1 protein-coding gene is annotated in these 937 nt (G+C 35.0%); it reads right to left on the bottom strand.

The annotated features are described in order from the left end of the window. Nucleotides 1-673 precede the first annotated feature (673 nt). Entirely contained in the window at nt 674-838 is a 165-nt protein-coding gene (locus ACFIO3_RS14110; protein ID WP_375686572.1) for a hypothetical protein, read from the bottom strand. Between the last annotated feature and the right edge of the window lie 99 nt (nt 839-937).

Here is a 937-nt window from a genome sequence, read left to right as displayed (position 1 = left end):
CCTTTGCTTTTAAGGATATGTGAAGGGAAAGAATGCACAACTCTATAGTTTCATGGATAATGGGCATTTTTCTACTTTTAAATTTTGCAAAAAGCGTTTTTGAAGCTTTGGAATCGAGTGCATTATTGTAAGTGGGGAATAAGAAAAGTGGTAAAGTGTGCTTCCTTTCACCATAAGATTCACTATCTTTAATTTTAAAATCAAGATAAATCCTTTGAAGAAATTGTTAGAATTGTTGCTGAATAGATGAACAAGGCCGTTGTTTTGTTTGTTAAATAGAGATGAAATATAACTTTTAAATCGGAGTGAAAGTGGTAAGATTTTCTTCTTTCTTTAAGGCGTGGGGAGAAGAGATTGATCATATCGAAAAAGTCGATGACAAGTTTTCTTTATGGTTTGAAATATGGAGATATTGAAGAGAGTCTATTAAAATGGGGTGTAAAAGTAGATCATCGCTTCCTCAATCATTAGGTTTTGAAAAGGGTAAGAGAAATATCTTTATCGGCTTATTGATAAACGTGGTATTTCCAGTGGGTGCAGTTTTACGCGCTTGTTTTAAAGAGAGTTCTCTCAACGTTCCAAAAGTCCTTTCGCGACGGCGTTTTTGAATAGTCTAACGGTAAATCCATTGAGCCTCCCATCTTTATGCTTATGAAGTAACAAGCTGGCACCATCACACACTTTGCCAGCCTCCAATGTTTTTTGCTACAGCTCTTGTCGTAAGATGATGCATAAGAGGCATTTTTACTTCTTTTGTAACGTGTAAGAAAATTGTTTTGACTGATTCAATATAAACAGGGTTGGGATGAGAGAGTTCTCCAATATTGGGAACGCTCATTCAACATGCAAAACAATAAATTGTTTTTATAAGTCAGTATTTTGCCATATGATGTTTAAAGTGTCATCAAGCCATTTATGGTAATTGCACGCTTCTTTG

Source organism: Bartonella sp. AD328YNZD (assembly GCF_042196425.1).
The sequence above is the reverse complement of the archived record's forward strand: the minus strand, read 5'-3'. Positions and strand labels throughout refer to the sequence as shown.

Coding starts and splice junctions, on each gene's coding strand:
- ACFIO3_RS14110 (WP_375686572.1), bottom strand. CDS start 838: ATGAGCGTTCCCAATATTGGAGAACTCTCTCATCCCAACCCTGTTTAT.